Source organism: Kitasatospora sp. NPDC006697 (assembly GCF_042869935.1).
Lineage (GTDB): Bacteria > Actinomycetota > Actinomycetes > Streptomycetales > Streptomycetaceae > Kitasatospora.
Genome location: NZ_JBIAGU010000017.1, coordinates 51,074 through 76,916, shown reverse-complemented (window position 1 = coordinate 76,916; position 25,843 = coordinate 51,074). Strand labels below are relative to the sequence as shown.

Genomic DNA, 25,843 nt, shown 5'->3' with positions numbered 1-25,843 from the left:
GGGGCGGTCCTCTCACAACTTTCGGGGTGGCGAGGGGACTCGTCCGGGGTCGCCGCCGAGTGCGGTGTAGAGGTCTGTCCAGTGGCGGTCGGTGCTGGTCGGCGGTTTGCCGTCGCAGTAGGCCTTGGTTCCGTTGGCGGTGTAGTAGCGCATCATCTCCAGGATGGAGAGGGTGTCGGCGCCGGTGCCCGCGGTGTAGCGGTCGGCTGGTTCCTTGGTCTGGTGGACCAGGCAGGTCGGGGAGGGCGTGTCGGCCTGGGCGTTCAGTGCCCCGCGGGTGGTGGCGCAGCCGGTGAGGAGGGCGGTGGCGATCAGGGCGGCGACGGGAAGGATGCGGCGCGGTGGCATGTGGGGCTCCTGGGTCACAGGACGGGCGGGAGGCTGCGGACCATCAGACCGAGTCCGACGGCCAGGACGAGGAGAGCGGTGAGGACGGCGGCGTGCGGGGCGAGGCGTCGGACGATCCGCAGCGCCGGCCGGTCGGCGAGGTGGCCGAGGCGATCGCCCAGGCGCACCAGGAGCAGGCCCACGGTGGTGAGGGTGGCGGCCATCCCCAGGCCGTAGGCGACCACGAGTGCGGCGCCGAAGACGGTCCGGCCCAGGGCGACGGCGCCCAGGAGGACGACGAGGGCCGAGGGGCTGGGGACCAGGCCGCCGGCGATGCCGAGCCCGATCAGGCCGCGGGTGGAGAAAGGCTGGGCGTCGGCGCGGGCGGGACCGTGGGTGTGGTGGTGGCCGAGCAGTCCGTGTCGGTGGACGTGGCCGTGGCCGTGGTGGTCGGCGTCGTGGTCGTGGTTCTGGTCGTGGGGGTGACCGTGATCGTGGTGGTGGTGTGGGCGATGGCTGTGTGCACCGTCCGCAGCGGGTTCGAGTCCGGCGGCGCCGATCAAGGCGGGTTCCCTGGCCGGGGGCGCTGGGATGCCGGTGGCAACGTTCCGGTGTCCCCGGCGGGTACGGCGCACGGCGTCGGTGAGCAGGCCCGCGCCGACGAGGGCCACCAGGGCGCCGCTGGTGACGCCGAGCCAGGCGAGGACGGTGTCGCCGGCCAGCCAGGAGAAGGTGGTGAGGCACAGCCCGATGACCAGGACACCGGCAGTGTGGGTGAGGGTGACGGTGGCTCCGACGGTGATCGCGTCACGCGTGCGGCCGCGGCGTCCGGCGAGGTAGGCGGCCATCACGGTCTTGCCGTGCCCGGGCAGCAGCGCGTGGCCGGCGCCCAGGACGATGGACAGCACGACGGCGAGTACGCCGACCGGCACGGTCAGGCGCTTCGTCCCGGCCAGCGACGTCAGTTGCCGGGAGAGCGCTTCCATCCGCGCGGTCAGCCCGCCTCCCGGCCGTGGAGCGGAGCCGGTGGCTGCGGCGGCGTCCGTGTCGGCGCCGAGGGCTGCGGTGAGGTCCGCGCGGGTGTCGCCGCGCGGGGTCGACAGCAGGTCGCGGGGGTAGTCGCGAAGTTCGTCGGAGGAGGAGGTCACTGGGACGGTGGAGCGCTGCAGGTGCGTGCCCTCGCCCCGCGCGGTGATCTCGTTCCAGCCGACGCGGGTGGCGTCCGCACCGGTCTCGACATGAAGGGTCACCGGGCCGCCGGCAAGGTCGAGGGGCGCGGTGAGGCGGCACTCGAGGCGGCTGGTGCGAAGGCCTGCCTGGCCGCTCAGGTAGTCGAAGGTGGCGGAGCTGACCGTGAAGGTCAGGCGCCGGGGGGTGGTGACGGTCAGTTTCGAGGCCGCGTCGGCGCAGCGGGCGCCAGCCCAGGCGGCGCGCTCCCTGTCGTCGGCGGTGCCATTGCCGTCGAGGTCGACGCGGGGGGCGTCCTGCAGAGTGGGGATCTCTGCGGTGTCGGTGACGGCCAGGGCATCGAGCCGGTCGGGGTGCAGGGTGAGGCCGGTGTAGTGGTTGATGGAGAAGTTCCCCAGCGGGTGCGCCTGGGCGGCTGGCGCGACGGCGGTGAGCAGCCACAGCGCGCCTCCGGCCACAGCCGCTGCCCTGCACAGGGAATGACGCCGTGTCATACGAATCTCCAGGGTCGGCGTGAGCGGTCGGGGGCCGACCGGGTGGGATGTGCGATGTGTGACCTGTCGTCGGCGCCTCGGGAAGGTGGGTTCGCTTGCCGCCGACATTCGCGCGCCCTGACCACACTCCGTCCGTGCCGGCCAGCGCGCGCGAGGGGGAGGACAGAGGTCACCCGCAAGGGCCACCACCGCCATCCGGTCGGCCCACGTGAGGGAGCCAGACAGCTGCCCCCGGGGGGCGTACGGGAGTGGGCTTCCTGCTTCCTGAGCGCCCCTCAGGTGAGCCAAGCGCACCTGCTGCCGGGTCCCTGTTGCACATATGGTGCAAGTGGGGGAGTCGAGCGGCTGCGGCTGTGCCGCCCCTGGGGACGAAGGACGGGTACGCATGGCTGTCACCGCACCTCCCACCTCTGCCACTGTCCGTCCGCCTGGGCGCCTTGGTCGCCTGCGCGCGCTGATGACCCGCGCCGAGTGGCGGCGCTTCGCCGCCATGTTCGCCTTCATCGCGGCACTGCACGTCGTCGGCTGGTTCACCCTGGTCGCGGTGGTCGCTCCGAGCCACTACAGCCTGGGCGGTCAGTCCTTCGGGCTGGGCATCGGCCTGACCGCCTACGCGCTGGGGATGCGGCACGCCTTCGACGCCGACCACATCGCCGCGATCGACAACACCACCCGAAAGCTCATGGGGGAGGGCAAGCGCCCGCTCTCCGTCGGCTTCTGGTTCTCGCTCGGACACTCCAGCGTCGTGTTCGGCCTCACTTTCCTGCTCTCCCTGGGCGTGAAGTCCCTCGCCGGCCCGCTGCAGGACGACACCTCCCAGCTGCACAAGGTCACCAGTCTGATCGGCACCGCCGTCTCGGGGACGTTCCTGTACGTGATCGCCGCCATCAACCTGGTGGTACTGGCCGGCATCTGGAAGGTCCTGCGCAAGATGCGTGACGGCCACCTGGACGAGGCCGCGCTGGAGGAGCAGCTCGACAAGCGCGGCCTGATGAACCGCCTGTTGGGCCGGGTGATGAAGTCGATCGACAAGCCGTGGCAGATGTATCCCATCGGGCTGCTGTTCGGCCTCGGCTTCGACACCGCCACCGAGGTCGCCCTGCTGGTGCTGGCCGGCTCGGGGGCGGCGACCGGGCTGCCCTGGTACGCGATCCTGTGCCTGCCGGTGCTCTTCGCCGCCGGCATGTCGCTGCTGGACACCATCGACGGCTCGTTCATGAACTTCGCCTACGGCTGGGCCTTCTCCAAGCCCGTGCGCAAGATCTACTACAACCTCACCATCACCGGCCTGTCGGTGGCCGTCGCGCTGATCATCGGCACCGTGGAACTGCTCGCGCTGCTCGCGGACAAGCTCGCCCTGCGCGGCGGCTTCTGGGACTGGATCTCCGCCCTCGACCTGAACACGGTGGGCTTCGCCGTCGTCGCCCTGTTCGTCGTGACCTGGGCGCTGGCCCTGCTGGTGTGGAAGTTCGCCCGCATCGAGCAGCGGTGGAACAGCGACCTGCGACCCAGTGCGGCGGAGAAGGACTAACGGCGGTACGGCCACCCGTGCTCGCAGGACCGGCCGCAGCAGAGGCCGAGCGGCCGAGACTGGCCGCGGCGATAGCCAGTTGCCAGGAGCGCCGGGCGCCACCCGTTCGGCGCCCTGCGCCGTCCCGCGCTTCCCCGGTCGGCCGTCCCGCGTGGCGCAGGCGCGCGGTTTCGTGGTGGTTTGTAGAGAGCTTGAGTCGCACAGCGGACGAACTGTCAGGCCGACCGGCAGTTCGCCGGGCCGAGCCGGTTCCGTGTGGGCTTCGAGCGTCGACCACCCCTGACCGCCGTGCCCCTGTCCCGGGCGCTGGCGGCTGCACCGGAAACGGATGGCCCATGTCCCACCCTCGTCTTGCCCGCCGTACGAACTCCACCCGCCCGGCCGAGCGCCTCCTGGCCGCCGTAGGGACGGTGGCCCTGGTCACCGCAGGGACCCTGACGGGTCTGACCCCCGGCGTCAGCTCCGCCTCCAGCCACCGCGAGGCGCCCCTGATCGCGGGCGACCCGAAGGCCGACAACACCGACGTCTACGCCTTCACCAGCCCCGACAAGGCGGACACCGTCACCCTGGTGGCGAACTGGATCCCCTTCGAGGAGCCCAACGGCGGACCGAACTTCTATCCTTTCGCCAACGACGCCCACTACAACATCAAGATCGACAGTGACGGCGACGGCAAGCCCGACACCACCTACACCTGGACGTTCAGCGACCACATCCGCGACGACGCCAACCAGTTCCTCTACAACACGGGCGTCGTGAAGTCCCTGGACGACCCGAACCTGAACTTCCGCCAGACCTATACGCTCACCGTCACCGACGCGAGCGGGAACACCAAGACCCTGGTCAAGGACGCCCCGGCCGCACCGTCCAACGTCGGCAAGGCATCCATGCCCGACTACGCCTCGCTGCGCCAGCAGGCCGTGGTCGCGCTGCCCGGCGGGGGCACGACCTTCGCCGGCCAAGCCTCCGACCCGTTCTTCCTGGACCTGAGGGTCTTCGACCTGCTGTACGGCGGCAACCTCAAGGAGTCCGGCCACAACACGCTCGCCGGCTACAACGTCAACACCATCGCGCTGCAAATCCCCAAGCAGGACCTCGCCCTCAAGGGCGACGCGACCCGCAACCCGGTGATCGGCGTCTGGTCCACCACCGACCGCAAGGGCGCGGTGGTCGCCGACTCCCGTACCAACAGCGGGGACAAGGGCGGCGAGGGCAAGGGCGGCGAGGGCGCCGGGGCGAAGGACAAGGGCGGCGAGGGCGGCTGGCACCAGGTCTCGCGACTGGGCAATCCGCTGGTCAACGAGGTCGTCGTCCCGCTGAAGTACAAGGACGCGTTCAACGCCCTCGCACCGGTGGACGACCACACCGTCACGCCGGTGGTCGACAAGGTCAAGGACCCCATCGTCCCCAAGCTCGTCCAGGGCATCTACGGCATTCCGGCCCCCGCGACGCCGCGCAACGACCTCGTGGAGATCTTCCTGACCGGGATCTCCAAGAACTCCGGCGGCCCGATCCAGGCCGACCTCAACTCCCAGCTGCTGAACGCCGACGTGAGCAAGGACAAGTTCACCCCGGCCGAGGAGCTGCGCCTGAACATGGCCGTGCCGGCGACCGCGCAGCCCAACCGGCTCGGCGTGCTCGGCGGTGACCTCCAGGGCTACCCCAACGGCCGCCGTCTGAACGACGACGTCGTCGACATCGAACTCCAGGCACTCGAAGGCGCCGCCCAGACCGGCAAGATCGTGCCCGCTCTGGCGGCCGGTGACGGCGTCGACAGCCCCTACCGGCAGCCCGGTGCCACCTTCCCGTACGTGGCGCTGCCCAGCACCGCCGCCGTCAACCAGGCCGACGACCTCCACCCCGGCGGCGGCATCGGCGCCGGCTTCGGTGGCATGGCCGTGGGCGGCCACCGGGCGCCGGTGGTTGCGGCGGCCGCACTCGGCGGCGGCGTCGCACTGGCCGGTGCCGGATTCCTGGCCCTGCGCCGTCGGCGCGCACACCAGGCATGACCAGTTCCCACAAGCGCGGCCGTCCGCTCTCCTGGAAGGAGAGCGGACGGCCGCGGCGCGCCGGGCGCCTACATCGGCGCGGGCGGGGTGCGGCGCTGGTGGCGGTGTCCGCGGGGATGGCCTTGGCGGGAGCCGGAGCGAGCGCTCTGCTCGGCGCCCCACCCTCGGCGCTGGTGACGTCCCCGCGGCCTGCCGCCCGCGCCGACGTCGGCGCCCTGCCCACCGCGCACCCCGCTGACGACCTCTCGCCTACGACCCCGGCCGCCGCTGCGCCGCTGCGCATACAGGTACCCGGCATCAGCCTCGACAGCGACCTGACCGACATCCAACTCCAGCCGGACGGCCACCTCGCGGCCCCTGCGGACCCCGACCAGGTCGGCTGGTGGAGCCAGGGGCCCCGCCCCGGCGATGCGGGAGCCGCCGTCATCGTCGGCCATCTCGACTCCCGGACCGGACCCGCCGTCTTCTACGGCCTGTCCGCCCTGCGCCCCGGCGACACCATCGGCATCGACCGCGCCGACCACACCCACATCGACTTCACCGTCCAGGCACTGCGTCAGTACGACAAGGACGCCATCCCCGACAACGAGGTCTACGCCACCGCCGGCCCACCCCAGCTGCGTCTGATCACCTGCGGCGGCAGCTACGACCGCCAGCAGCACGAATACCGCGACAACCTCGTCGTCTACGCCACCCTCAACCCCACACCAACGCCCACGCCCACGCCCACGCCCACGCCGAGCCCAGCCTCCACGGCCCCAGCGTCACCCTCGACCGACCGAAGCGGGAACTGAACCATGCCCACGCGCCGCCGCCACCTTGCCCGACCGACCGCCCGCTCGGCGGCCGTGACCACAGCCCTCGGCGTCGCCCTGTTCCTCGCCGGCGGCCTCGGACTGTCCCCCTGGACGGCAACCCCTGGCGACGGGGCATCGCGACCGGCGGGCGACGCGGCGCCCGCCGGCGACCCGCTGACCGCCGACATCACCCACCGCCAGGACCAGCTGCGCCGCCGGCCCCAGGACGCGCAGGCCCTGGCCACCCTCGGGCTGGACTACGTCCAGCAGGCCAAGAACACCGCCGACCCGACCTACTACCCCAAAGCCGAGGAAGTGATCCGACGCGCCCTCGAGCAGAAGCAGCCCGACGACTTCACCGCCATGGGCGCGATGGCCGCCTTGGACAACGCGCGCCACAACTTCGCCCAAGCCCTCGACTGGGCCCAACGCGCGGTGGCCGCCAACCCCTACAACTCCGCCCTCTACGGCACCCTGGCCGACGCGCTCACCCAGCTCGGCCGCTACGACGAAGCCGCCCGAGCCGTCCAGCGGATGGTCGACCTGCACCCCGGCACCCCCTCGCTCTCCCGCGCCTCCTACGTCGCCGAACTGCGCGGCGACACCGACACCGCCCGTCAGGACATGAGCCGCGCCCTCCAAGACGCCACCGGCCCCGCCGACCAGGCATTCACCCACTACTACCTGGCCGAACTCGCCACCAACAGCGGCGACCCCGCCACCGCACTCAGAGAAGCCAAGGCCGGCCTGAGCGCCGACCCCGGCTACACGGCCCTCCTCCAGGCCAAAGCACATGCTGAGGCGGCCACCGGCGACACCGCCACCGCGCTGACCGACCTCATCACCGCCACCCAGCGCGTCCCGCAACCCGAATACGTGCTCCAACTCGGCGACCTCTACCAGTCGTTGGGACGCACCCGGGATGCAGAGCAGCAGTACCAGCTGTTCCGGGCCGAGCAGAAGCTCTTCACCGACAACGGCGTCGCCCTCGACTCCGACGCCGCGCTCTTCGAAGCCGACCACGGCAGCCCCGACCAGGCCGTGACCATCGCCGAGGCCGGCATGAAGAGCCGCCCCTTCCTCGATACCCACGACGCCCTCGCATGGGCCCTCCACAAGGACGGGCGCGATCACGACGCCCTCGCCGAGGCCGACCAGTCCCTGGCCACGGGCGCCCAGAACGCCCTCTTCCACTACCACCGTGCCATGATCCAGGCGGCCCTCGGCAACACCGACGCACAGCGCGCCGACCTCACCGCGGCCTTGGACATCAACCCCCACTTCCACCCGCTGCACGCACCCGAAGCCAAGGCCGCCCTGGCCTCCCTCTCCGGCCGGCGGTGAGCCCCGCACCCTCACAGCAGACCACTCGCCAGCGCTGGCAGCGGGTCCACGACCTGCTCGGCCAGGGCGTCGGCCTGCTCGACGTCGCCCTGAAAACCGTCAAGCGCTACGCCCACATGAACCCAGGGCGGAGCGTCGGGCACGGAGCTACAAGCCCACGCTCCTCTACCCCTATCGCGACCACCTGCGGGGGCGCCGTGCCGAGGGCTTCGCGGTGCCCGTCGCTCATCTTCTCTGCGAGATAGCGGAGTTGGGCCACATCGGTAGCGCGAGCCTCATGGTCCGCGACCCTGAACGTCACCATCGATTCCGGCGGCCGTGTTCGCGGCGTAGCGCCGCGGTGAGCCGGAACCGCGCCTGGCTCGCGGGCCCGCCGGACCTGCCCGGCGCCGGCGAGCCCTGCAGCGCGCCACACAGATGCCGCGACCCAGGGTCCCGGGTACCGGTGCGGTCAGCCCGAGCTGGCGTCGAACCGCAGTTTCGAGGTGATCCGGTACCGGTCGCCGCGGTACACCGCCTGCGCGTGTTCGACGGTGCGGCCGGCGGTGTCGCGGGTGATCCGGGTGATCTGCAGCAGCGGCGCGTAGACCGGGCAGTCGAGCAGGTCCGCCTGCTCGGGGGTGGCGACGGTCGGCTCGACCGTCTGGACCGCGTCCAGCACCGTGACGCGGAACCGGTCGCGCAGCAGGTGGTAGAAGTTGCCCTCCTCCATGTCCGCCGCGGTCAGCCCGTCGACCAGGTGGGCGGGCAGTTCCAGGCGCTCGATCGACATCGACTCGCCGTCCACGAACCGCAGCCGGACCACCCGCAGCACCGGGTCCTGCTGGTCGAGTTCGAGGCGGGCGGCCCGGGCGTGGCCGGCGGGGGCGATCGCGAAGGAAACCACGTGGCTGGTCCAGTCGCCTTCGGCCGGGGGGACGGCGAGCGCGTTGGTGGTCGTGCCGGTCATCTCCTGGGTGACCTTGTGCGGGGCGGTGAAGGTGCCGCGGCCGTGCTGGCGCACCAGCAGCCCGCTGCGGATCAGGTCCTCGACGGCCGCCCGGATGGTGGGCCGGGAGACGCCGAGTTCGGCTGCGAGGTCGCGCTCGGCGGTGAGACTGGTTCCCGGGCCGGACCGTTCGATGACGTCGATCAGGTGGGCACGCACCCGGTCGCGCTTGGCGGTGGCCCGCGGCGCGGGCTTGGAACTGCTGCTCATGCGGACCATCGTCCCTCAGTGCACCATCTGCGGGCCACCGGCCTGCGCACCGAGCGCGCGCAGGCGGTCCTGGTGTACGCGCAGCCGTTCGGCGAAGTCCTGGTAGGGGACCGGGCCGGTCGCCCAGGCCCGGTCGGCGAGGGCGCACAGGCGCGGGTAGAGCAGGTAGTCGGCGTGGGCCGGGGTCGGGACGTACTCGGTCCACAGGCCGGCCTGCACGCCGAGCACGCCGGGTTCGTCGCCTTCCGGGTCGACGGGGGTGAGGCCCCCGGCGAGCGCGTCGAAGGCGTGGACCTGTTCCAGGGTGACGACGCCGTCGGGCTGGCCGGGCGGTTCCTCGGGGGAGTCGTGCTGGGGGTAGTCGAAGTAGGTGGCGGTGTGCGGGGTCATCACGACCTGGTGGCCGCGGGCTGCGGCGGCAGCGCCGTGGGCCGCCTCGCGCCATGCGGTGAGGGCCACGTCGGTGGGCAGGTGGCCGGGGCTGTGTCCGGTCTCGTCCCAGCTCATGGTGAGCCGGCCGTGGGCGGTGAGGTGCCCGTGCAGCTGGGCGAGGAACCAGCGGTGGAGGCCGGCCACGCTGCTCAGGCCGAGGTCGGCCGCCCGGCGGCGGGCTGCCGGGTCGTGCTCCCAGGCGGTGGTGGGGCACTCGTCGCCGCCGATGTGGATGCGGCGGGACGGGAAGATCTCCATGGTGGCGTCGAGTACCTGGCGGCAGAAGTCGAGGGTGAGGTCGTCGACGGCGAAGGTCGCGTCGCTGATGCCCCATGCGTTCCAGACCGGCAGTCGCTGCTGCGGGCGGTTGCCCAGCTTCGGGTAGGCGGCCAGGGCCGCGCGGGCGTGGCCCGGCGTGTCGAACTCGGGGACGACGGTGATGCCGCGCTCGGCCGCGTGGGCGACGAGCCGGCGCAGCTCGCGGGCGGTGTAGTAGCCGCCGTGCACGGTGCCGTCGGCGCCGGTGCGCCACGCGCCGATCTCGGTGAGCAGCGGCCAGCCCTCGACCTCCATTCGCCAGCCCTGGTCGTCCGTCAGGTGCAGGTGCAGGACGTTGAGTTTGTGCAGTGCCATCCGGTCCAGGGTGCGGCGCAGGTAGGAGAGCGGCAGGAAGTGGCGGGAGGTGTCCAGCAGCAGGCCGCGCCAGCGCAGCCGGGGCCGGTCGCGGATGCTGACGCACGGCCACCACCAGCTGTCCGCCGGGGCGGTGTCCGGGTCGAGCGCGGCGGCGGGCAGCAGCTGACGCAGTGTCTGCACGCCGTTGCGCAGCCCGTCCAGGGCCGGTGCGGTCAGCAGCACCCCGTCCGTGCGGACCTCCAGGCGGTAGCCCTCGGGTCCCAGCTGCGGGTCGGCGGCCAGCCGCAGCGCGACGGCTGGGCCGTCGCTGCCGCGCGGCCGGTCGGGGCCGAGGTAGCCGGCCAGCAGCTCGGCGGCGGGCTGGGCGCCCGGGTCGGCCACCAGGTGGAGCACGGGTCCCAGGGTGAAGCGTCCCGGCAGTTCGGTCAGCTCGGCGGGGCGGGGGATGATCACGAGGGCCTTTCGGTCGGGTAGGGGGTCAGTCCTTGACGGCGCCGGCGGTCATCCCGGCGACCAGGCGGCGCTGGATGACCATGAAGAAGACGACCACCGGCAGGGCGGAGAGGGTCGCGGCGGCGATCAGACCGCCGTAGTCGGTGCCGGTGGCGGTGGAGAAGGAGACCAGCCAGACCGGCAGGGTCTGGTGGCCCTGGTCCTTCATCAGCACGTCGGCGAACAGGTAGTCGTTCCAGGCGGTGATGAAGGCGAAAACGCTGGTGGCGATGATGCCCGGAGCCATCAGCGGGAGCAGCACCAGCCGCACCACGGTCAGCCGGCCGGCGCCGTCGACCATCGCGGCTTCCTCCAGCTCGACCGGGATGCCCTGGAGGAAGCCGCGCAGCGTCCAGATCGTGAACGGCAGCACCACGGCCACGTAGGTCAGCGCCAGTCCGGCCAGGCTGTTGAGCAGGTGGGCGCTCTTGAGGCTGAGGAAGACCGGGATGACCAGCGCGGGCAGCGGCACCATCTGCAGCACCAGCACAGCGATCAGGTAGGCCCGACGGCCGGCGAACCGGAACCGGGTCAGGCCGACAGCCGCGAAGAACGCCACCGCCACCGCCAGCAGTACCACCGCGCAGGTCAGCAGGACGCTGTTGCCGAGGTCGGTGAGGAAGCCGGGCTTGGACACCGCGTCGCGGAAGTTGGCCAGGCTGAACGGGATCGGCAGGAAGTGCGGGGTGGGGCGCAGGATGTCGCCGTAGGGTTTGAACGCGGTGTTGATCATCCAGTAGACCGGGAAGATCCACGTGAGGCAGAAGAGCGCGGCGGCGGTGTTCAGCAGGACCTTCGGGCGCCTGCGGCCGGTCGCGGGCGTGCTCACAGTTCCTCCCCCGAGTGCACCAGCCGGCGCACGTAGTACAGCGTCAGCACGAGCAGGAGCAGCACCGAGACCACGGCCACGGCCGCGCCCTGGCCGAAGGAGTTGCTGCTGAACGCCTTGGTGAAGGACCAGATGCCCAGCGTGGTGGTGCCCTGGTTGGGTCCGCCCTGGGTGAGGATCCAGATCTGGGTGAAGACGTTGAAGTCCCAGATCACCGACAGGATGGTGACCAGTGCCAGGATCGGGCGCAGGAACGGCAGGGTGATCACCCGGAAGCAGGTCCAGGCGCCGGCGCCGTCCAGCGCGGCCGCCTCGTAGTAGCTGCGCGGGATCTGGGAGAGTCCGGCGTACAGGGTCAGGGCGACGAACGGGACGGACTGCCAGACCACCAGCAGCCAGACCACGCCGAAGGCGGACAGCGGGGTACTGGTCCAGTCGTGCTGGGTGAGGTCGCCGAACAGCCCGGTCCTGGTGAGCGCCCAGTTGGCCACGCCGTAGACGGGTTGGAAGAGCCACTGCCAGACCAGGGTGCCGGCGACCGGCGGCATCGCCCATGAGGCGATCAGGCAGAAGGTGACGGCCCGTCGCATCCGTGGGCCGAGCCGCGCCATCATCAGCGCCACGGCCAACCCGATGGCCAGCGTGCCGGCCACCAGCGCGGTGCAGAAGCCGGACGTGCGCAGCAGCACCGGGACGAGCTGCGGATCGTGCAGCACAGCACGGTAGTTGTCCAGGCCCGCCCAGCCCACCTGGCCGGTGAACAGGGTGCGCAGCCCGTAGGCCTGGAACGAGATGACGCCGAGGTGGGCCAGCGGGTAGCCGAGGACCAGGGCCAGGACGGCACCGGCGGGCAGGAGGAACAGATACGGGAGGGAGCGGGGTTCGCGGGAGGCTGCCATGGTCAGGCGGCGGAGTTCAGGGCCTGGTCGAGATGGGCGTCGAAGTCCTTCGCGGCCTGGGCGGGCGTTTTGCGGCCGGTCGCGATGTCGGCGAAGAACTGGTTGATCGACAGATCGCTCTCGATGGTGGCCCAGCCAGGCGTGGCCGGGGTTCCGACGCTGCTGTGCGCGGCCTGCAGGAACGCGGCCGAGGTGGGCGGCAGCTGGCTGGCCGCCGAGTCGAGCAACTGGGTGGAGACGGGGGTCCAGTGGTCGGTGCCGACGATGGCGCTGCTCTGGATCGCCGGGCTGGCAGCCGCCTTGAGGTAGGCCAGGGCCAGCTTCTGGTTGTGGCTGCGAGCCGCGATCGCCAGGTCGGAGCCGCCGAGGAAGACCGGCTGGTCCTTGCCGGGCTGGGCGACGCTGGGGAACGGGAAGGTGCCGATCTGGTCCTTCATCCCCGGGTTGTCCTTGAGGATGGTGTTGATGCTGGTGTCGACGATGGTGGCGGTGGTTCCCTGGGCGAACATCGCCGCCTGGTCCGGGGACTTGGTGTCGACGTTGCGCGAGGCGGTTGGCGAGTAGGCGTTCTGGAAGTCCTTCCAGGCGGCCAGGCCCTGCTGCGCGGCCGGCGACTCCAGCTGCCCGGTCCACTTCCCGCCGCCGTCCCTGGCGGCCAGCTGCCCGCCGGCGTCCCAGACGAACTGCAGTGCGGCGAACCAGTACTGGCCGGGCAGGTAGATCGGGGAGAAGTCCGGCGCGGTGTTGGCGGCCTTGATCCTGTCCAGGTCCTGGGTGAACTCGGCGAAGTCCTTCGGCGGGGCGGTGATGCCGGCCTTGGCCCAGCCGGCCTTGTTGTAGAGGACCGCGCGGTTGCCCGCGAAGAGCGGTGCGGCGTAGAGCTTGCCGTCGACGGTGGCCGGGTCGACCAGGCCGGGCAGCCAGCTCTGGCCGGCCGAGAGGTCGGCGCGCTGGGCGGTCAGGTCGGCCAGGCCGCCGTTGGCCGCGAACAGCGGCACGTCGGTGTTGCCGAGGTCGATCACGTCCGGCGGGTTGTCCTGGGCCAACGCGGTGCTGATCCGGGCGTTGATGTTGGCCCACTCCTGGACCTGCACGTTCACCTTGGCACCGGTGGCCTGCTCGAAGGCGGTGTCGACGGCGTTGACCGAGTCGGGGGTCAAGTCGCCGTCCATCAGCCAGACGGTGAGCGTCCTGGGCGCGGCCGACGCGTCCTCACCGCCGCCGCTGGCGCCACTGCCGCAGGCGGCGGTGAGGAGGGCGACGGACAGGCCGCAGACGGCAACCGCGAGGGATCTGGAGCGCATGGGGGTTCTCTCCTTGCGTGGCTGGGGCCCCGGGGGTGTTGGACGCAGACCTTCACACAGGACCACTGGTCACGTCAAGAGACCGCGCCAGTGGCCAACGGGCCGTGAACTACCCAGTGTTCCAGCGTGTTTTGCCGCTTGACAGGCGAAGCTGCTGCCGCCACCTTTGACGGAAACCGGAAGGTATAAACAGACCACTGGTCAGAAGCCGGTTGTGCCAGATCCCCCCGCGCCCGCTGTGCGCGCCGGCCCGCAGCGCGGCTTCCTTCCCCGCCCCACGAGGAGAACCATGGATCACGCCCGCCCCCACCCGCGCACCGCGCGCAAGCGACTGGCAGCGGTCGCCGCCGCCTCGCTCACCTGCGCGGCGACCGTGCTGCTGCCCACTCTGAGCCCCGCGCAGGCCGCCGCACCCGCGCTCACCGTCCAGTACCGGACCACCACCACCTCGGCCTCCGCCGGCGAGATCGACCCCTGGCTGCAGGTGGTCAACAGCGGCAGCAGCACCCTGAACCTGAGCGCGGTGACCCTGCGGTACTACTTCACCGCCGACACCACCGGGAGCTACACCTTCCGCTGCGCCTGGGCCGTGCCCGGCTGCGCCAACCTGACCGGCACCGTGGTGGCGATGGCCAACCCCACCGCGACCGCCGACCACTACCTGGAGATCTCCTTCGGCGCCGGCGCCGGAACCCTCCAGCCCGGCGCCGCCAGCGGCGACCTGCAATTGCGGCTCTACCGATCCGACTGGCAGAACGTCAACCAGGCCGACGACTACTCGTTCAACGCAGCCGACACCGCCTACACGCCGTCGACCCAGGTCACCGGCTACCTCAACGGCAACCTGGTCTGGGGCACCGAGCCGGGCGGCGGCGTCCCCAGCAGCTCCCCGACCTCCGCACCGCCCACCACCGCACCGCCCACCAGCACCCCGCCGACCGCCCCCAGCGGCGTGATGTTCGACGACTTCTCGTACACCGGCCCCGGCGACCCGAACCTCGCCGCCCACGACTGGAAGATCCGCACCGGCTCAGGCGGCCCCGGCGTCCAGAACACCTGGTCCGCGAACGCGATCACCTTCCCGGCCGACCCCTCGTCACAGGGCGGCCACGTGATGAACCTGAACGCCACCACCGACGGAACCAGCGCCGGCACCACCCAGGCCGAGATCGACACCGCCCAGCAGAAGTTCTTCGAGGGAACCTACGCCGCCCGGGTCTACTTCAACGACAAGCCCACCAGCGGCCCCAACGGCGACCACGTCAACGAGACCTTCTACTCCATCACCCCCGACAACTCGCTCTACAGCGAGAACGACTTCGAGTACCTGCCCAACGGCGGCTGGGGCGGCCCGGCCAACTCCATGTACACCACGACCTGGTACAGCGCCGACGCGATGGACCGGGTCACCAACGACACCATCGGAAGCCTGCAGGGCTGGCACACCCTGGTCGCCACCGTCACCGGCGGCACCGTCACCTACTCGATCGACGGCAAGCAGGTCTTCTCCAGCACCGGCAAGTACTACCCGCGTCAGCCGATGACCATCGACTTCAACGAGTGGTTCATCGACCTGCCGTTCAACGGCACCCGCAGCTGGGACGAGAAGGTCAACTGGGTCTACTTCGCCAAGGGCGTCGCCCAGTCCACCACCGACGTGCAGAACGCCGTCAACGGCTACTACAACGCCGGCACGCACTTCACCGACAGCGTTTCCAACGGCTGACCGCACCACTGAGCAGAGCCGAGGGCGGCGCCGGAGCCCCGGCGCCGCCCTCGGCTCCTGCGGGTTCACCGGTTGCTCCGAGCGAGGGTGCGGCGGATCAGGCTCGGGCGCTCGGCGCGAACCGCCCCCAAGTCCAGGGCGGCCAGCTGGAGCTGACCACTGCTCGGGGAGCAATCCCTGCGCGGACATCGGCCCGGCAATCCACAGCGGGCCTGGTGCCGTTGGCGACCCGCAGTTTCGGGGTAACAGGGACATTTGCGGCCGCAGGGCCGTAGAGTCCCTCGATAACGCGCAAATCTCAAGCAGTTGGAGAGTTCCTTGCACGGTCTCAATACGGACGGCTTCGCGGCGACCATCATCGAGCTCGAGCGGGCCCTGCCCGCCGCCAGCACCGAACGCCGGCGACTCGAAGGCCTCGCGGCTCAGGCGGCCGCCCGGGAGCAGGCGATCCGCGTCGCCCTCGACAGTCTGCGCGCACTGCGGACCGACGTCACCGAGCCGGTGGCCGAGGAGCGAGTGGACCCCCTCGCCGGCACGGGTGCTCCCGGGGGTGGTGACGGGGTGATCGAGGCCGGTGAACCGGCGCCGGGAACGGCCGACACCGCGGCACAGGCGCCGATGAAGAAGGCCGCTACGAAGGGCCGCAAGCAGCAGGCCGACGCCGACCTCCCCGCGAAGCAGTCCGCCGGGCAGGCGAACGCGACCGGCGTGAGCGGGCCGATCCCCGCGAAGCCGGCGGCGAAGAAGACGGCCGACTCGAAGACGGCTGCGGTCAAGAAGACGGCTGCGGTCAAGAAGACGGCTGACTCCAAGAAGGCCAAGGGGGCCAAGGCCACGACTGCCGCGGCCGCACAGTCGGCACCGGCCGCGCCCGCCACGACCAGCCGTGCTCGCCAGAACGCGGGCGTCACCTTGGAAGCCGTGGTGCAGGCCCTCGTGGCGGCTCCGGGATTCGTCCGGGCCGCCGACATCGTCCAGGCGTTGGGACTCGACGACGTCCCCGGCAACACGAACGCGGTGCGGGCCTCCCTGACCCGTGCCCTCGGCAAGGGCCTGGCGAAGCGGGGCGGGCGAGGCGAGTACGCGGCCGCCGACAGGTAGAGGGAACCGAAACGAGGACGCGAAAGCGATATACGGTCGCGTGCGGAGTCCTGAAGAGCCCTCGAACGGGTGTGTGCGAGGGTGCTGCTGACGACGATGCCGACGGTGGCGGCAGGGTGACCGCCGCCACCGGGCCCTCGAGCCGGTGAGGTTGACGCCGGTCGAATTGGTGAGGTGCAGCGCGTCGGCGATGCCGTAGGGGGAACGGGGAGCCGAGTTCGCGAAAGGTGCGTGAGCTGGCTGCTCCGTGCAGTCCGTGCGAAAGCGCCTGAACGCGCCGCCACCGATCGCCGCTCGGCAGCCGCGCGACCGGGAGCGAGAGCGCTCTCTCAGTCAAAGGCGCACGATTCTGCCCCAGTTGTGGCGGACTCCGCGCAGGCTTCATGTGGCATGGCGGCAAGCCGTCCCCGCGTGCGTGCGTGGGCACCGGATGGCCTGGTCAGTTTCTTTCTCCACCAAGGGACTTGAAACCGCTCATCGCCCGGCAGCGGCCTTCGAGCGTGTGTTGCGGGGCGATTCGCTCCCGGGTATTGACTGTGCAGAAACAGGCGCGCGACCATCCTCCTGGCAGAGAGCGCTCTCTGCGGTGCGCCGCCGCACGACCACCGCACAGCCACCGTCCAGTCTGGAGTTCCCATGCGCCCACGGCAGGTCCGCCGATCCGCTCTCCCACTCGCCGCCGCACTGCTGGCCGCCGCCGGACTGGCCGCCGTCACCGAGGCCCCGGCCACCGCCGCGAGCCAGCCCTGGATGAACACCGCGCAGACCCCCGACCAGCGCGCCGGGGAACTCCTGGCAGCGATGACGTCGGCGGAGAAGCTGGCGATGCTCCACGGGGGAGCCTCCTGCGGCTACGTCGGCTGTGTGGACGCCAACACCCGCCTAGGCATTCCGCCCCTGCACCTGCAGGACGGCCCGGTCGGCGTGGGCGACGGACTGACCGACGTCACCGCGCTTCCGGCCCCGGTGGCCGGCGCCGCCAGCTGGGACCCCACGCTGATGCAGCAGTACGGTCAGGTCATCGGCAGTGAGCAGTGGGGCAAGGGCACCAACGTCGTGCTGGCCCCCACCATCAACATCGTCCGCGACCCACGGTGGGGGCGCGCCTTCGAGTCCTTGGGGGAGGACCCCTACCTGTCCGGGCAGTTGGGCGCGGCGGACATCCAGGGCATCCAGAGCCAGGGGCCGATGGCCCAGGTGAAGCACTTCGCGGTCTACAACCAGGAGACCAACCGCAACAACGCCTCCGACAACGCCGTGGTCTCCGCCAGGGCCGAACGGGAGATCTACCTCCCCGCCTTCGAGACCGCCGTCCAGCAGGGACAGGCCGACTCGGTGATGTGCTCCTACTCCGCGATCAACGGCCCCTTCGCCTGCGAGAACGGTCCCCTGCAGAACACCGTCCTCAAGGGCGACCTCGGCTTCACCGGTTTCATCACCTCCGACTGGGGAGCCACCCACTCCACCGTGGCCTCGGCGAACAACGGCCTGGACATGGAGATGCCCGGCAGCGACTACTACGGCAGCGCGCTCACCACCGCCGTCGCCAACGGGCAGGTCTCGCAGGCGACGGTGGACGACCACACCCGCCGCATCCTGGTCTCGATGTTCCGCCGTGGCCTGTTCGACCACCCGCAGACCGGCACCACCTCGGCCGTCGTGACCTCCGCCGCCCACACCGCGCTGGCCACCCAGGTGGCAGAGGAGGGCAGCGTGCTGCTGAAGAACAGCGCGGCGCAGTTGCCGCTCACCCCCGCCGCCCAGTCGGTGGCCGTGATCGGCGACGACGCCGGCACCCATGCCGTCTCCCAGGGCGGCGGCAGCGCCGGCGTCAACGGCAGCCGGCTGATCACCCCCTACCAGGGCATCAAGGCCCGCGCAGGCAGCGGCAGCACCGTCACCTTCGCCCAGGGCGTCGCCTCCGCAGACGGCGCGCTGGCCCCCGTCCCCAGCAGCGTGCTCACTCCGTCCTCCGGCGCAGGGCCGGGCCTCTACGGGCAGTACTACAACAGCACCGACCTCTCCGGAGCGGTAGCCGCCTCCCGGGTGGACTCCGCCATCGACAGCGTCTGGGGCGGACAGTCCCCCCTCGCAGGCGTCAACGCGACCAACTGGTCCGCGAAGTGGACCGGCACCCTGACCCCGCCCACGACCGGCACCTACCAGTTCTCGCTCAACAGCGACGACGGCAGCCGACTGTTCGTCAACGGCCAGCAGGTCATCAACAACTGGTACAACCAGGGCCCGACCACCCGAACCGGCAGCGTCACCCTTACCGCGAACCAGCCCGTCGACATCGAGGTCGACTACTACCAGGCGGGCGGCGGAAGCAACGCCACCCTGGGCTGGCAGGTCCCCGGACAGTCCCTGCACGACCAGGCGGTGGCCGCAGCCAGGAGTGCCGACACGGCCGTGGTCTTCGTCAGCGAGTACGAGTCCGAAGGCGGTGACCTCTCCTCGATCGACCTCTCGGCCGCCCAGAACCAGCTGGTCGCCGACGTCGCCGCGGTCAACCCGCACACGATCGTGGTGGTCAACAGCGGCTCGGCGGTCACCATGCCGTGGGCCGACAAGGTCCAGGCCGTCGTCGAGAACTGGTACCCCGGCCAGCAGGACGGCACGGCCATCGCGGCCCTGCTCTACGGCGACGTCAACTTCTCCGGCAAGCTGCCGGTGACCTTCCCGCAGTCGCTCGCGGACGTCCCGGCCTCCACCACCGCCCAGTGGCCCGGGCAGAACGGCACCGTCCAGTACTCCGAGGGCGTCGACGTCGGCTACCGCTGGTACGACGCCCAGAACAAGACGCCCCTCTTCCCCTTCGGCTACGGCCTGTCCTACACCACCTTCGGCTACGCCAACCCGACCGTCAGCGCCCCCGACGCCACCGGCAAGGTCACCGTCGGCTTCGACGTCACCAACACCGGCAGCAGGGCCGGCTCCGAGGTCGCCCAGGTCTACGTCACCCAGCCGGCCAGCAGCGGTGAACCGCCGACGAACCTGCGCGGCTTCCAGCGCGTCACCCTGACACCCGGTCAGACCCAGCACCTCACGATCACGCTCGACGCCCGCAGCTTCCAGTACTGGAACACCACCAGCAACGCCTGGACCACCGCGACCGGAACCAGCACGGTCTCGATCGGCTCCTCCTCCCGGGACATCCGGCTGACCGGCCAGACCACGACCACCGGGACCAGCGGGGGCGGCACTCAGACCGCCCTGCCCCGTACGGGCTGGTCGGCGAGTGCGTCGGCGACCGGTGGGAGTGATGTGGCGGGGAACATGCTGGACGGTGATGCGGCGACGCGGTGGAGTTCGGGGACGCCGATGGTGCCTGGGCAGACGGTGACGGTGGACATGGGTGCCGTCCACACCGTCGACGGGATCGCTTTGGACGCGGCGGGCAGTGCGTCGGACTACCCGCGCGGCTACCAGGTGGCGCTGTCGACGGACGGCAGTGCCTGGAGTGCGCCGGTGGCGACCGGGAGCGGCACGGCCGCGCTGGTGACGGCAGGCTTCCCGTCGCAGTCCGCACGCTACATCCGGGTCACCCAGACCGGCAGTTCCAGCTCCTGGTGGTCCATCGCCGAGTTCAACGCCTATGGCTGACCGTCCGGCGGCCGGTCGGAGCGGGTAGGAAACAGCGGCCGCTCGCGCATGAGGGCGTGCGCGGGCGGCCCGGCCGCGCGGCGCGGCAGACCCGGCTGTCGGCGCGTCGGCGCAGCGCGAGGGTTGCGCCGGCCGAACCCTGGGTCTTCTTTCCGCGGAGCCGGGGAGCTAGCGCACGCAATTGTGCGACCTCACGGCCGGTCGTCGTGCTGACCGCGGAGCCGGCCAGCGCCTGATATCGGCCCGAAAGGCCAAATTTCCGGTGCGTCGATGATGGAGCGGACGTGCCGGGCCCGGAGGTAGCTGCGGACGATCTGCGGTTGCTTCTGCCGGCGGCGGAAGACACGCTCCACCTGGTCGGCGAGTCGGTCGGCGTTGCGAGCCCGCGGGATCGGACGAATGGGGTGCGGTCGAACTGCCGGACCGGACAACCGCTACGGCCGCCTGCGCGATCGGGGCCGTTTACCGCGCCGGATCAGGGAAACGCGGACACCATGGACGGTGTGTCGAAAACCTCCGGCGCGGGGTGGAGCAAGGCCGCGACACGTCTCTGCGCGTGCCGACCCGATGCCGAGGAGCAGATCGTGACCACCGAGACATCCGTCCGCCCGTCCGCCCTGCCGCCGTGGCCCGAGGGGCCCGGTCGCCGGCACGGGGAGGGCGGATGATGAACGGCACGTCGGGCGAGCCTCCCCGAGCTGATGCCGGTGCGGCGCAACACCGTCGCGGTATCGCCGAGGTGTTCACACGAATGGCGGCCGGCGGCGACCTGGATCTGCCGTTGCCCGGCGGCGGCCGGACCCGTGCCCGATGGGATTCGCTGACGCGCTGGGGGCAGCGGGACTTGTCCCTGGCCCGGCTGGCAGAGGGGCACACCGACGCCGTGGCGATCCTCGCCGAACTCGGCGCCGAGGACACGGGCGCCCCGACGACGGGCGGCGGTGCGCGTTGGGGCGTGTGGGCCGCCGAGCCGCCCGGGTACCGGCTCGAAGCACGCCGGGCGGCGGGCGGCTGGCGGTTGTTCGGAGTGAAGCCGTTCTGCTCGGGCGCCCGGACGTGCACGCACGCGCTCGTCACCGCCCGTGAGGGCGAACTGCGGCGGCTGTTCGCCCTCGAGGTCGCACAGCCCGGCGTCGAACCGCTGCCGGACAGCTGGCCCGGCCCGGGCATGGCGGGCAGCGACACCCTGGACGTGAACCTCGACGGCGTGCGGGCCACGGCGGTGGGCGAGCCGGGTGCCTACCTGGATCGCCCGGGCTTCCACCACGGCGGGATCGGCGTCGCCGCCTGCTGGTACGGCGGTGCCCGTGCGGTGGCGGGCACGCTCCTGTCCGCCGCCCGGACGTGGGACCTGGACCCGCACGCGCTGGCGCACCTCGGCGCCGTAGATGCCCGACTGGCGACTGTCGAGGCGCTGCTGGACAGTGCCGCCGCCGCGGTCGACGCCGACCCTCTCGACAACGACGGCGCCGCGCGCCTGCGCACGATGCGCGTGCGCGCGGCCGTCGAGGACGCCGCCGCCGACGTCCTGGTGCGGGTCGGCCGAGCGCTCGGCGCCACTCCGCTGGGCCACGACGCCGCGCACGCCCGCGCGGTCGCGGACCTGACCGTCTACCTGCGCCAGCACCACGCGGAACGGGACCTCGCCGCCCTCGGCAAGGCCGCCTGCGCCACCCGCCTGGATGGGGAGGACGCGTGACCGGCCGCCAGACCCGGCCCCGGTCCGCCCAGCACCTGCGGACCGTGCCGGCCGACCCGATCCAGCGGCCCGGCACCCCCGAACAGGCCTGGCAGGCCTGGGCCGGGCTCAGGGGGCTTCCCGCCGTCGACCCGCTCGCCTGTCTGCCGGCCCGCCGCGATCGCCGGCCGCGGGTCCTGGTGGTGGCAGCCCATCCGGATGACGAGGTTCTCGGCTTCGGCGGCACGCTCGCCGTCCTGGCCGCATCCGGGGTCCGGCTGCGTCTGGTGTCCGTCACGGCGGGCGAGGCCTCCCACCCGCACAGCCGTGCATCGGTGGCGCACAACCTGGCAGCCGTCCGCATCCGGGAGCTGCGCGAGGCGCTGGCCCGCTTGGGCGCCGCCGACGTGCAGAGCGTGGCGCTGGGTGTACCCGACGGCAGGGTCACCCAGAGCGAGCAGGAGCTGTCCGGCCGGCTGGCCGGGCTGCTCGGGGACTGCGACCTGTGCGTGGCGCCGTACAGCCACGACCTCCACCCGGACCACGAGGCGGCAGGGCGTGCCGCCCTCGCTGCCGGCGCGACGCGGGGCGTCGCGGTGTGGGAGTACCCGGTCTGGGCCTGGCACTGGGCGGTGCCCGACGACGGACGGCTGCCGTGGCACCGCGCCGCCCGCCTCCCGCTGCCGTTCGCCGCCCAGGACCGCAAACGAGCGGCACTCGCCTGCTTCCGCAGCCAGATCGAACCGCTCGGCGACCGGCCCGGGGACGCGGCGATCCTGCCGCCGGCCGAACTCGCCCACTTCCGCCGCGACTTCGAGGTGATCTGGCGATGACGACCTCCGGACACGACACCGCGGACGCGGAGGCCGGCACGCCGGGGGACTACTTCACCCGCATGTACGCCGACCACGCGGACCCCTGGCAGCTCGCGGACCGCTGGTACGAGCAGCGCAAGTACGCCCTCACGCTCGCCGCCCTGCCCAAGCCGACCTACCGCAGCGCCTTCGAGCCCGGCTGCTCGGTCGGTGTCCTGTCCAGCCTGCTCGCCGGCCGCTGCCGGGCCCTGCTCTCCTGCGACCGGGAAGAACGCGCCCTCGACCAAGCCCGCGCCCGCCTCGCCCACCTGCCGCACGTGCGCGTGGAGCACCGCCTGCTGCCCGACAGCTGGCCCCGGGGAAGCTTCGACCTCATCGTGCTGTCCGAGTTGCTGTACTACTTCACCGCCGCCGGCACCGCCGACCTGCTGGACCGTACGGTGCGGTCCCTGGAGCCGGGCGGAACCCTGGCACTCGTCCACTGGCGCCACCCGGTCGCCGACCACGCCCGGAGCGCCGAGGCGGTGCACCAGCAGTCCTGTGGTCATCCGGCCCTGGTGCGGATCGCCGCCCACCGCGAGCCGGACTTCCTCCTCGACGTGTTCACCCGCCCCCGTCAGCCCGGCACCCCGGCGGAGCGCCTGTCGGTGGCCGCCGTCGAGGGGCTGACGTGATCCGCGCCCTGGTCGTCGTCGTCCCGGCCCGCGACGAAGAGGAACTGCTGGCCGACTGCCTGGACGCGCTGCGCCGGGCCGCCCGGCACCCGCGGGTGCGGGACCTGCCGTGCCGGGTGACCGTGGTGGCCGACGCCTGTCGGGACGCAACCGCCGCCATCGCACGCCGCCACGGCGCGCAGTTGTTGGAACTCACCGCGGGGAACGTCGGGGCGGCCCGGGCGGCGGGCAGTCGCGACGCTCTGGAGACCGTACTGTCCGCACAGCCGGGTCTGACCCCGGACAGCGTGTGGCTGGCCCACACCGACGCTGACTCCCGCGTCCCGGCCGACTGGCTCGCACGCCAGCTCACGCACGCGGCCTGCGGGTGGCAGGCCGTCGTGGGCACGGTCCGCGTCGCTGACTGGCGCGGTCATCCGGACAACACCGCCACGGCCTTTCGACTGCACTACCAGCAGGACCAGCAGGACCAGCAGGCCGGCGGGCACCGGCACGTCCACGGGGCGAACCTCGCCGTGCGGGCCGACGCGTACCGCGCGGCCGGCGGCTTCCCACCGCTGCCCGTCGGCGAGGACAGGACGCTGGTCGCCGCCCTGGAGGCCGCCGGCTTCCGCGTCAAACGCACCAGCCGGAACCCCGTGACTACCTCCGCCCGGTGCACCCCCCGAGCCCGCGGCGGCTTCGGTGACTTCCTGCGCGACCTCGACGCACTGACGGGCTGACCTCGGCGCGCGAGCACCGCGGCATCCGCCGTACCCGGCTCGGAGCGCGCCGCCGGTCTGCTGGTCGCAGTCGGCGTCGTCACCGCCGCCCCGGCGGCGTGGACCGGCTGGGTCGACTGGGCGGTGCAACACGAGCAGCAGATGTGGACCGGCCTGCTGCACGCCCCCTCGATATCCGTCGAGGTGGGCCTGTACGGCGCGTCATGGGCCGCCCGCTCACGAGGCCGGGGCGGGCTGGGGCGTGCACTGGGCTTCGGCGGACTGGTGGCGGTCGGCACCGGGGCCGCGATCGGTGGCCACCTGGCCTACCGGCAGGCCGCCGGCGCGAACACGGCCGCGCCCGTCCCGCACCTGGTGGAGCCCGGCTGGCACACGATCGGGGACGCCGACGAGTTCGCCACGGGCGCAGCCGTCCTTCACCACCCGGACGGACGGTGGCTGAGGACCTGGCGCCCAACGGGAGCGGCCGTTAGGCCCCGGAGGGAGCCGGGCGCCGGGCGGCCACCAAGTCCCCGTCTGGGGGAACCACCAACTCCATTCCCGCCGCTTCGAGTTCCTCTTCGAGGACGCCCGGTGCCGCGGGCCACATGCGGAAGCTCTCCTGCTCCTGGCGCAGCACCTCGCCGTCGCGTTCGACCTGGTAGTCGAAGCGGACGGTGATGACGCCGCGGTCGGGGGTGCGCGTGATTCGGGCGCGGTACTGGTCCAGGCCCAGGCGCACGGGCGGCAGCAGGCTGCTCTCCGGGTCGGGCGGAAGGGCGGTGGGCGGCGGGTCGAACAGCAGCAGTCCACCAGGCACGAGCGCCGTGAAGGCGGCCCGCCACAGGGACCGGCGTTCGGCGGGCTCCAGACAGCCCACCACGTTCGCGGCGACCACCAGGTCGGCCACCTCGCTCAACGCGCACGCGGGGAGGGTCTGCGGGTGGACGGTGATGCGGGACCGCTGGTCGGCGCCCAGCCGGGCCAGGCGGGCGAGCAGCGCGGTACGCATCGCCGGTGACGGCTCCACCACGTGCACGGGGGCCGCGCCAGCGCGCACCAGGACCTCGGTGGCGGCACCGGTTCCGGCGCCGGCGTCGATGATGCCCACCCGGGAGCTGCGCGCGGCTCCGGCGAAGCGGCGTTCGGCGCGCCGGCGGTCGTCCTCGGCCTGCAGCAGGTCGTAGAACTCGGCGGACACCGCGTACTGCGGCGGATCGGCGGCCTGGTCCGTGGTCACTGCGTGGTCCCGGCCGGCCGGGCCAGCGCGCTGTCCTGCAGGCCGGCGAGCAGGGCCGCGGCGTCTTCGTGGATCTCCAGGGCTCCGGCCGTCCGCAGCTCGTGGGCGCTCCAGCCGCCGCTCAGGACGGCGAGGCACCGGACGCCGGCTTCGCGGGCGGCTTTGACGTCCCAGGGGGTGTCGCCGACGAAGAGCGCCTCCTGCGGCCGGGCCCCGGCCTTGTCGAGTGCGGCGTGGACGAGGTCGGGTGCGGGTTTGCTCTCCTGGACGTCGTCCGCGCTGGTCGCGTGCGCGATGACGTCGTCCGCGCCCAGGGCGCGGCGCATGACCTCGAGGTCGCGTCCGGCGGCGGAACTGGCCAGAACGACCGTCCACCCGCGCGCTGCGACGGCGCGCAGCAGCTCGCCGGCCTGGTCGAAGGCTCTCAGCCGGGGCCAGAAGCGGGCGTACAGGGCCTTGTGCGCCGCACTGACCTCATCGTCCTGGTCGCGGTCGCGGTCCTGGCCGAGCAGGTGGTCCAGGAGCTGGTCTCCGCCCATGCCGATCGCGTGGTGGATGCGGGCCATCGCCGGGTGGTGGCCGTACTGGGCCAGTGCCTCCGACCAGGCGAGCGTGTGCAGGTAGTTCGTGTCGAGGAGCGTGCCGTCGACGTCGAACAGAGCCGCTGGCGCCATGGCGTTCCTACCTTCCGTACGGGGAGCGCAGAGCCCGGTGCGCATGCCGGGACGGAGCTTCCCGCCCGCCTGCGCGGTGCCCTTGTTGCCTTGCTTCCGCATGCCCGCAGCGTTGCCCCGCACACACCTGTCGCCCTTTTTATCTCCA

The 25,843-nt window shown here is 72.0% G+C and carries 20 protein-coding genes; 11 read left to right on the top strand and 9 right to left on the bottom strand.

Annotation, left to right across the window (positions count from 1 at the left end):
- Window positions 1–12: 12 nt before the first annotated feature.
- Window positions 13–348, bottom strand: coding sequence for a hypothetical protein (locus ACFYNO_RS23445; protein ID WP_388015639.1), 336 nt, complete (start codon window positions 346–348; stop codon window positions 13–15).
- A 14-nt stretch (window positions 349–362) separates the two neighbouring features.
- Entirely contained in the window at window positions 363–1,973 is a 1,611-nt protein-coding gene (locus ACFYNO_RS23440; protein WP_388015637.1) for a high frequency lysogenization protein HflD, read from the bottom strand.
- 493 nt (window positions 1,974–2,466) lie between these two features.
- Between ACFYNO_RS23440 and ACFYNO_RS23435 the strand changes: the two genes are divergently transcribed.
- The 4 genes from ACFYNO_RS23435 (at window position 2,467) to ACFYNO_RS23420 (ending at window position 7,690) form a co-directional block, all read left to right on the top strand.
- Entirely contained in the window at window positions 2,467–3,540 is a 1,074-nt protein-coding gene (locus ACFYNO_RS23435) for a HoxN/HupN/NixA family nickel/cobalt transporter (protein WP_388015634.1), read from the top strand.
- A 335-nt stretch (window positions 3,541–3,875) separates the two neighbouring features.
- On the top strand, window positions 3,876–5,549 hold the full coding sequence (locus tag ACFYNO_RS23430) for a DUF4331 domain-containing protein (RefSeq protein ID WP_388015631.1): 1,674 nt from the start codon (window positions 3,876–3,878) through the stop codon (window positions 5,547–5,549).
- Window positions 5,550–5,722: 173 nt separating this feature from the next.
- Window positions 5,723–6,343, top strand: a complete 621-nt coding sequence (locus tag ACFYNO_RS23425; RefSeq protein ID WP_388015628.1) for a class F sortase — start codon at window positions 5,723–5,725, stop codon at window positions 6,341–6,343.
- A 3-nt stretch (window positions 6,344–6,346) separates the two neighbouring features.
- Window positions 6,347–7,690, top strand: a complete 1,344-nt coding sequence (locus ACFYNO_RS23420) for a tetratricopeptide repeat protein (protein ID WP_388015625.1) — start codon at window positions 6,347–6,349, stop codon at window positions 7,688–7,690.
- Between the two features lie 451 nt (window positions 7,691–8,141).
- Here ACFYNO_RS23420 and ACFYNO_RS23415 read toward each other — a convergent pair whose 3' ends face one another.
- From ACFYNO_RS23415 to ACFYNO_RS23395, 5 genes are read right to left on the bottom strand one after another with little or no spacing between them, the layout of a single operon-like run.
- Window positions 8,142–8,888 carry a GntR family transcriptional regulator gene (locus ACFYNO_RS23415; protein ID WP_388015622.1) on the bottom strand — a complete coding sequence of 249 codons (747 nt, stop codon included), beginning with the start codon at window positions 8,886–8,888 and terminating at the stop codon, window positions 8,142–8,144.
- A 15-nt stretch (window positions 8,889–8,903) separates the two neighbouring features.
- Complete coding sequence (locus ACFYNO_RS23410) at window positions 8,904–10,409, bottom strand: beta-N-acetylhexosaminidase (RefSeq protein WP_388015619.1); 1,506 nt, start codon at window positions 10,407–10,409, stop codon at window positions 8,904–8,906.
- A 25-nt stretch (window positions 10,410–10,434) separates the two neighbouring features.
- The gene (locus tag ACFYNO_RS23405) at window positions 10,435–11,277 is read right to left on the bottom strand and encodes a carbohydrate ABC transporter permease (RefSeq protein ID WP_388015616.1); all 843 of its coding nucleotides are present in this window, start codon (window positions 11,275–11,277) and stop codon (window positions 10,435–10,437) included.
- Window positions 11,274–12,176 carry a carbohydrate ABC transporter permease gene (locus tag ACFYNO_RS23400; protein WP_388015613.1) on the bottom strand — a complete coding sequence of 301 codons (903 nt, stop codon included), beginning with the start codon at window positions 12,174–12,176 and terminating at the stop codon, window positions 11,274–11,276. Before ACFYNO_RS23400 ends, ACFYNO_RS23405 begins: the two co-directional genes overlap by 4 nt.
- A 2-nt stretch (window positions 12,177–12,178) precedes the next feature.
- Entirely contained in the window at window positions 12,179–13,480 is a 1,302-nt protein-coding gene (locus ACFYNO_RS23395; RefSeq protein ID WP_388015610.1) for an extracellular solute-binding protein, read from the bottom strand.
- Between the two features lie 289 nt (window positions 13,481–13,769).
- On the opposite strand from ACFYNO_RS23395, the gene ACFYNO_RS23390 reads away from it, so the two are divergent.
- The 7 genes from ACFYNO_RS23390 (at window position 13,770) to ACFYNO_RS23360 (ending at window position 23,802) form a co-directional block, all read left to right on the top strand.
- Window positions 13,770–15,206, top strand: coding sequence for a cellulose binding domain-containing protein (locus ACFYNO_RS23390; RefSeq protein ID WP_388015607.1), 1,437 nt, complete (start codon window positions 13,770–13,772; stop codon window positions 15,204–15,206).
- Between the two features lie 306 nt (window positions 15,207–15,512).
- On the top strand, window positions 15,513–16,307 hold the full coding sequence (locus ACFYNO_RS23385) for a hypothetical protein (RefSeq protein ID WP_388015604.1): 795 nt from the start codon (window positions 15,513–15,515) through the stop codon (window positions 16,305–16,307).
- 636 nt (window positions 16,308–16,943) lie between these two features.
- Window positions 16,944–19,913, top strand: coding sequence for a glycoside hydrolase family 3 C-terminal domain-containing protein (locus tag ACFYNO_RS23380; protein ID WP_388015601.1), 2,970 nt, complete (start codon window positions 16,944–16,946; stop codon window positions 19,911–19,913).
- An 844-nt stretch (window positions 19,914–20,757) separates the two neighbouring features.
- Window positions 20,758–21,612 carry an acyl-CoA dehydrogenase gene (locus tag ACFYNO_RS23375; protein ID WP_388015598.1) on the top strand — a complete coding sequence of 285 codons (855 nt, stop codon included), beginning with the start codon at window positions 20,758–20,760 and terminating at the stop codon, window positions 21,610–21,612.
- Window positions 21,609–22,424, top strand: coding sequence for a PIG-L deacetylase family protein (locus tag ACFYNO_RS23370; protein WP_388015595.1), 816 nt, complete (start codon window positions 21,609–21,611; stop codon window positions 22,422–22,424). The genes ACFYNO_RS23375 and ACFYNO_RS23370 overlap by 4 nt, the downstream gene beginning before the upstream one ends.
- The gene (locus ACFYNO_RS23365) at window positions 22,421–23,080 is read left to right on the top strand and encodes a class I SAM-dependent DNA methyltransferase (protein ID WP_388015592.1); all 660 of its coding nucleotides are present in this window, start codon (window positions 22,421–22,423) and stop codon (window positions 23,078–23,080) included. Before ACFYNO_RS23370 ends, ACFYNO_RS23365 begins: the two co-directional genes overlap by 4 nt.
- Window positions 23,077–23,802 carry a glycosyltransferase gene (locus ACFYNO_RS23360; protein WP_388015589.1) on the top strand — a complete coding sequence of 242 codons (726 nt, stop codon included), beginning with the start codon at window positions 23,077–23,079 and terminating at the stop codon, window positions 23,800–23,802. The genes ACFYNO_RS23365 and ACFYNO_RS23360 overlap by 4 nt, the downstream gene beginning before the upstream one ends.
- Before the next feature lie 469 nt (window positions 23,803–24,271).
- On the opposite strand, the gene ACFYNO_RS23355 is transcribed toward ACFYNO_RS23360, so the two are convergent.
- Complete coding sequence (locus ACFYNO_RS23355; protein WP_388015586.1) at window positions 24,272–25,021, bottom strand: class I SAM-dependent methyltransferase; 750 nt, start codon at window positions 25,019–25,021, stop codon at window positions 24,272–24,274.
- On the bottom strand, window positions 25,018–25,695 hold the full coding sequence (locus ACFYNO_RS23350) for an HAD family hydrolase (RefSeq protein ID WP_388015583.1): 678 nt from the start codon (window positions 25,693–25,695) through the stop codon (window positions 25,018–25,020). The genes ACFYNO_RS23355 and ACFYNO_RS23350 overlap by 4 nt, the downstream gene beginning before the upstream one ends.
- Between the last annotated feature and the right edge of the window lie 148 nt (window positions 25,696–25,843).

Bases quoted from the DNA above. Each gene is read 5' to 3' on its own strand.
- ACFYNO_RS23430 (WP_388015631.1), top strand. From the start codon at position 3,876: ATGTCCCACCCTCGTCTTGCCCGCCGTACGAACTCCACCCGCCCGGCC.
- ACFYNO_RS23420 (WP_388015625.1), top strand. From the start codon at position 6,347: ATGCCCACGCGCCGCCGCCACCTTGCCCGACCGACCGCCCGCTCGGCG.
- ACFYNO_RS23395 (WP_388015610.1), bottom strand. From the start codon at position 13,480: ATGCGCTCCAGATCCCTCGCGGTTGCCGTCTGCGGCCTGTCCGTCGCC.
- ACFYNO_RS23365 (WP_388015592.1), top strand. From the start codon at position 22,421: ATGACGACCTCCGGACACGACACCGCGGACGCGGAGGCCGGCACGCCG.
- ACFYNO_RS23435 (WP_388015634.1), top strand. From the start codon at position 2,467: ATGACCCGCGCCGAGTGGCGGCGCTTCGCCGCCATGTTCGCCTTCATC.
- ACFYNO_RS23400 (WP_388015613.1), bottom strand. From the start codon at position 12,176: ATGGCAGCCTCCCGCGAACCCCGCTCCCTCCCGTATCTGTTCCTCCTG.
- ACFYNO_RS23380 (WP_388015601.1), top strand. From the start codon at position 16,944: ATGCGCCCACGGCAGGTCCGCCGATCCGCTCTCCCACTCGCCGCCGCA.
- ACFYNO_RS23350 (WP_388015583.1), bottom strand. From the start codon at position 25,695: ATGGCGCCAGCGGCTCTGTTCGACGTCGACGGCACGCTCCTCGACACG.
- ACFYNO_RS23415 (WP_388015622.1), bottom strand. From the start codon at position 8,888: ATGAGCAGCAGTTCCAAGCCCGCGCCGCGGGCCACCGCCAAGCGCGAC.
- ACFYNO_RS23445 (WP_388015639.1), bottom strand. From the start codon at position 348: ATGCCACCGCGCCGCATCCTTCCCGTCGCCGCCCTGATCGCCACCGCC.
- ACFYNO_RS23390 (WP_388015607.1), top strand. From the start codon at position 13,770: ATGGATCACGCCCGCCCCCACCCGCGCACCGCGCGCAAGCGACTGGCA.